The sequence below is a fragment of the Methanococcoides sp. genome (genome assembly GCF_030594565.1).
GTDB classification, from domain to species: domain Archaea; phylum Halobacteriota; class Methanosarcinia; order Methanosarcinales; family Methanosarcinaceae; genus Methanococcoides; species Methanococcoides seepicolus.
The window spans coordinates 1-5271 of sequence record NZ_JAUVEY010000151.1 but is presented as its reverse complement, the minus strand read 5'-3'; the positions used below and the strand labels follow the sequence as shown (position 1 = coordinate 5271).

Here is a 5271-nt window from a genome sequence, read left to right as displayed (position 1 = left end):
AGGAAAAGTTCACCGTCACTCCGGAAGATATCGCTGAAGGCGTGATGCGCAACCGTTCCTATCTTCTGCTCATTGGTCTTGGCAGAAAAGGTCTTCCAAAGAAATTGTATTCCCTTACAGACCATCATCTTGACATTACCTGTGATGGTATCTCCCTTGAGACGTGTACTGCCATGGGTATAATACCGGCTTACATTATGGGTATAGTCAATACCAGAAAGAAGCTGGAGAATAAACAGAACCGGGGGTACTGAAAAATGGGATCTGTGTCTCAGGTATCCATTGTAAGGTGTACTGATTATTCGGATGCAAAGGATGCGGTCAGAGAGGCCATAGGTCTTATAGGTGGGCTGGAAGGTATTATTTTTCCGGGAGCGAAGGTCCTTTTAAAACCAAATATCCTTGCTGCAGTTCCTCCTGAGAAAGCTGTAACTACACACCCGGCCATTGTCGAGGCTATGTGTGAACTTGTCATTGAGGCAGGGGGTGTCCCTATTGTAGGGGATGGTGCTGGCATAAGTCATCCGGGTGTTACTGATGAAGCTCTTGATATATCCGGTATAAGGGAAGCTGCACAAAGGGGGGGTGCAGAGGTCTTGAGCTTCGAGATTTCAGGTTATGTTCCTGTGGACGTTGAGAACTCGGTACAGCTTTCACATATCTATTATGCAAAACCGGTCCTGGAGGCAGATGTTGTCATCTCTCTTCCAAAGCTCAAGACCCATGAACTGACAAAGTATACTGGTGCTGTGAAAAATATGTTTGGTGCTCTTCCGTTGAAGTTCAGGAAACAGGCACATGTGCTTGGAAAGATGGACATGTTCGCTGATGCGCTTGTTGATGTCTATTCTGTGAAGGTACCTCATCTTGCTGTGATGGATGGGGTGGTGGGAATGGAAGGCAACGGTCCTGCACTTGGTCATCCTGTTAGCTCTGATCTTGTGATGGCAAGCTTTGATCCTGCTTCTCTTGATATTGTGGCTTCAAAGGTTATTGGTCTTGATCCTCTGACGGTTCCTACGAATGTTGCTGCCCTCAATAGAGGATTCGGTCATCCTGAGCCTGATGTGGTGGGTTTGCCTCTTGATGAGGCGAGGGTCGAGTTTGCAATGCCAGGGGTGACACTTGTTGGAAGTATGCCTTCTTTCATCGTGAGCCGTTTTGGGAACCTGTTCACTATAAGACCATTCATTGATCCTTTTTCATGTACTCTTTGTGGGGCTTGTGTTCTGAACTGCTCTGCGAAAGCTATAGAACAGGAAGACGGGGAACTGCAAATAAATAAGAAAAAGTGTATCCTATGCTATTGTTGTCGCGAACTGTGTCCTTCAGGTGCAGTTGAAATGAAGCGCTCCTTTTTTGCAAAGGTATTGCTAAAAATAAGAAATAGGAGTTAAGCGGGAATGCCCGCTTATCAATCCTTTAACTGACATACCTGACTTTTGCGTAACCAGTCGATGTCAGCCTGGTAGAGCTCACGCAGGTCTTTAAGTCCCAGTTTTAACATTGCCACACGGCTTACGCCAAGGCCCCATGCCAGTACTGGCTGTTTGATGCCCAGGGGTTCGGTAACTTCTTTACGGAACACTCCGGCTCCCCCAAGTTCCACCCAGCCAAGTCCATCGATGTATACTTCAGGCTCGACACTGGGTTCGGTGTATGGGAAGTATCCGGGTCTGAACCTGACATCCTCGAATCCCATCCTGTGGTAGAACTCTTCAAGACATCCGAGAAGGTTTGCAAAGGACATGTTCTCGTCCATGATAACGCCTTCGAGCTGCTCGAATTCAGGGGTATGTGTCGGATCGATGGTCTCACGGCGGTATGCCCTGTCGATACAGAACGCTTTTACAGGCGGGTTTGGATTGTCTGTAAGGTACTTGATGGTAACAGCAGTCGTGTGGGTTCTCAGAACATCGCGTTTTGCGATATCTTCGCTCCATTTACCGCCCCATCCGGTAGATTGAAGGTCTCCTCCATGCTCATGCATGTCGCATATTCCTTCTTTGTATTCTTCCGGGAGCTCTGATGTTGTGTCCAAGTGGAACGTGTCCTGCATTTCACGTGCGGGATGGTCCTGTGGCTGGAACAGTGCATCGAAATTCCAGAATGAACTTTGCACGACATCGCCTTTAATCTCTGTGAATCCCATTTCCAGGAAGATCTGGCGCATCTGGTCTATAAGACGCTGGTACGGGTGGATCTTTGCACCGTACACTGGTTTTGGCGGGGTCTGTATGTTGTAAGGTCTGAACTTCTTTCCTTTCCAGTCTCCGCTCTTCAATAATTGGGATGTTATCTGTGTGATCTCTTCTTCAATGGTGATGCCGGCTTTGACCAGCTGGCGCCCCTCATCGGTGATGGACACTGTGCGGGCCTTGTCTTCGGTCTTTGATACCAGCTTTCGTTTGACGAGGTCCTTTATGGTGTTCTGGTCAGTGCCTATCTCTTCGAGGGTCTGGCTATCTTCCTTGAAGCTTGCAATGGCTTTCTCGTCTTCGCCAATATCGGAATTTCCGGTAGGGACCACCATTCCTTTCTCGATGTTCGCCCAATTTTTCCTGCGAAGCCATCCTGTTGCGATACCCACCATCTTTGGAGATAGCTTTTCTTTAAGTTCGTCCATGGATGTCGGCTCAGAGAGGCAGTTCATTATCTGTCTTTCAGGCAGTCCTTCTTCCGCATAGGTAAGGCCTTCTGACGTGAGTGAATATATCTCGGTGACAACATCGGTCACTTCTGTCAGCCCGTTCTCTGAGAGCGAAAATGCGGATTGCATGGCAGTTTCCACTTTCATGGACGTTTTTTCTGCAAGCTCTTCCGGAGTTGTGGATGTGAGTTCATCCATTGCGATAAGCACATTCTTGTCATTGGTTGTAAGGTTATAATCGGTCATGGGGATCATTTCCTTTCTTTATAATCCATAATCGTCCAGTCTTTCTTTCGCGAGCTCACGTTTTTCCTGATGGTCTGTCAGGAATTCTTCCATAAGCTCTGATGCAAGGGCTTTACATGTACCGCACATACGCTTGCCACAGATACATTCATCGTATATCTCTGCCAGCTCTTTATCGTCTTCCACAAGGTGGAACATCAATAGTTCGTACACTGAGCATTTGTCCGCTTCACCGCCGAGCTTTTTCTGCTCTTCCAGGCTCACCCTTCCGCCGGTCTTTGCACGTTTTACTTTCTTTGCAGCCAGCTTCGGGTCTTCTTTTAGTGAAATGAGGCTTTCCGGAATACTGCTGGACATTTTACCGCCTTGCAAGCCTGACATGAACCTATGGTAGGTGGAGGAAGGTGGTACAAAAGCATAACCTCCGTTCTCGATCTCGACATCTCTTACCGTCTCAAGGAGCTTATTATAGTCATCTGCTCCGTAGACATCGATGTGTCCTTCGAAAAGCTTGGTGTCCCAGGGCAATCTTTCTGCTATCTCTGCAAGGGAACCTTCCGGTGCGGCTTTGCTACGTACGCTGAAGAACTTGTTCTTGTCCTTGTCTTCGCGTCCCTCTATCCTGAACATGTTCATTTTGTGTGCAAGTCCACGGGTGAGGCGCATATGTGGGTCCTGGTCAGCTCCCACTGGGATCACCGTAGGTTTAGGTCCGCCGTACTCGGAAAGTTGCGGCTGGAGGATATCAGCACTTTGGGTGATCGCACTAACCATGTGTGCTACATTGGTCTCTCCGCTGAATCCATAGATGGCACTGAGTTCTGAGAAGTTCGCCTTGGCACTGAGTTCGAATGCAAGGTCCTTCACATTTTCGGATTCGGACTGGAAGTAAATATGTCCGTCCGGTTCAAATCCAAGGGCAATGAGGCTTACAATGTAATCTTCTATGCCTATCTGGCGACACTTTTCCCATGAAATGCCTCTTACTGAATATGCTTCCCTGTCCGCAATGCCTACAAATGCATCTCCTCCCATCTTCTGATGCCAGATTATCTCTTCCATGACCATCTTATGTCCGAGATGTCCTCCTCCGGTTGGCATAAAACCGCTCATGACCGAGAAAGGTTCTTTGTTCTTCATTGCATCTGTTATCAGATCATAACTTCGATGTCCGAATATCATTTTTCTGCGCATGTATCGGTGGGGGTCGGGGAGTTCTGAGCAGATGTCCTCAAAGGGCATTATGCCGAATTCATCGAATAGTTTGGAATAGTCATCGATGTTCACAGAACCCCATGGGTCAAGTTTCATATTCATGTGCTGCCTCTGTAAATTTTTTGCCGCGTCTGTAATTTTTTGCCGCTTATAATATCAGTATTCTTGAATTTGAACGTATATGTCGCTTACCTGATAAGCTTGAAATCATAAGGTTTGCTGGCTTCCTCGGGGATCCTTGAGACGAGTTTCAGATATTCCTTCTCCTGCATAAGACAGGTGTGTCTTTCTCCCTTGAAATCACTGACCTTGCGTATCTTGCTCCATATCGATCTCAGCGAGTCGGTCTGTATATTACCAAAACTGAACGGGATGTACGGGCAAGGTTTTACAGAACCTTCCACGCACACGTGTAGCCAGCGTTGACCTGCCATGCAGCCAAGCATTTCGCCTTCGAAATAGGTATTCGCAAATATTCGGGGTCCGTCCTTGGAAGCATTGATACTGTGATACATTTCCATTATGCGATCCCTGTCCTCATCTGTGATGATGGGGTCTTCAGGTCTTTTAGGAACTGATTCCCAGAGGGAGAATTCGTGTACTCCCAATTCCGTTGCAAACTGGTACATCGATTCCAGTTTTTCCATGTTCTTAGGAGATACATGGGTGCACATGGTAACAAGAAGTCCGGCATCCAATCCATATTTTATTGCACCGGTCGCTTTTTCAAAAGCACCTTCCAGTTTTCTTACGGAATCGTGCTCTTCCGGTACAGTGGAGTATATGCTGATCAGGAGGTTGTGAAGTCCTATATCTTTAAGTTTTTGTGCAACCTCGGGCGTCATTTCCGTGCCAGGGGTGTAGATGTTGACTATTGCTTTGTCCTTATCTACATATTCGATAAGTTCGAATATATCCTCTCGAAGAAGCGGGTCCCCTTCGGTGAAAGTGATGACTACTGCACCCATATCCAGGGCTTCGTCAATGGCTTTTTTGATGGTGGGAGTATCGAGGTCTCCTTCTCCTCCGCTCATGATGCAGTGGTCACAGTTGCAGTTGCAGTTCCTTGTAATCTCAAAAGAAACTGTCTCTGGAACGTATTTCCCAAGAGCTATCTGGGTCTCTGCGAACAACAGGCGTTTGAACACATTACTGGGGAT

Annotated in this window: 5 protein-coding genes; 2 read left to right on the top strand and 3 right to left on the bottom strand. The window is 47.3% G+C overall.

Going from position 1 to position 5271, the window contains the following annotated elements; genetic code table 11:
• Nucleotides 1-254 (top strand): DUF531 family protein (locus QAS77_RS10420; RefSeq protein ID WP_305065429.1); only part of this gene is annotated, 254 nt, incomplete at its 5' end.
• A gap of 3 nt (nt 255-257) precedes the next feature.
• Nucleotides 258-1397 carry a DUF362 domain-containing protein gene (locus QAS77_RS10415; RefSeq protein ID WP_305065427.1) on the top strand — a complete coding sequence of 380 codons (1140 nt, stop codon included), beginning with the start codon at nt 258-260 and terminating at the stop codon, nt 1395-1397.
• Nucleotides 1398-1414: 17 nt separating this feature from the next.
• Here QAS77_RS10415 and pheS read toward each other — a convergent pair whose 3' ends face one another.
• From pheS to QAS77_RS10400, 3 genes are all read right to left on the bottom strand, one after another.
• Complete coding sequence (pheS, locus tag QAS77_RS10410) at nt 1415-2896, bottom strand: phenylalanine--tRNA ligase subunit alpha (RefSeq protein WP_305065426.1); 1482 nt, start codon at nt 2894-2896, stop codon at nt 1415-1417.
• A gap of 18 nt (nt 2897-2914) precedes the next feature.
• Complete coding sequence (locus QAS77_RS10405; RefSeq protein WP_305065425.1) at nt 2915-4213, bottom strand: tryptophan--tRNA ligase; 1299 nt, start codon at nt 4211-4213, stop codon at nt 2915-2917.
• Nucleotides 4214-4299: 86 nt separating this feature from the next.
• A partial coding sequence (locus QAS77_RS10400; RefSeq protein WP_305065423.1) for a radical SAM/SPASM domain-containing protein occupies nt 4300-5271 on the bottom strand: 972 nt, incomplete at its 5' end.

What these genes read in the sequence shown, in the direction of transcription:
- QAS77_RS10405 (WP_305065425.1), bottom strand. Translation starts at nt 4,213, where the DNA reads ATGAATATGAAACTTGACCCATGGGGTTCTGTGAACATCGATGACTAT.
- QAS77_RS10415 (WP_305065427.1), top strand. Translation starts at nt 258, where the DNA reads ATGGGATCTGTGTCTCAGGTATCCATTGTAAGGTGTACTGATTATTCG.
- pheS (WP_305065426.1), bottom strand. Translation starts at nt 2,896, where the DNA reads ATGACCGATTATAACCTTACAACCAATGACAAGAATGTGCTTATCGCA.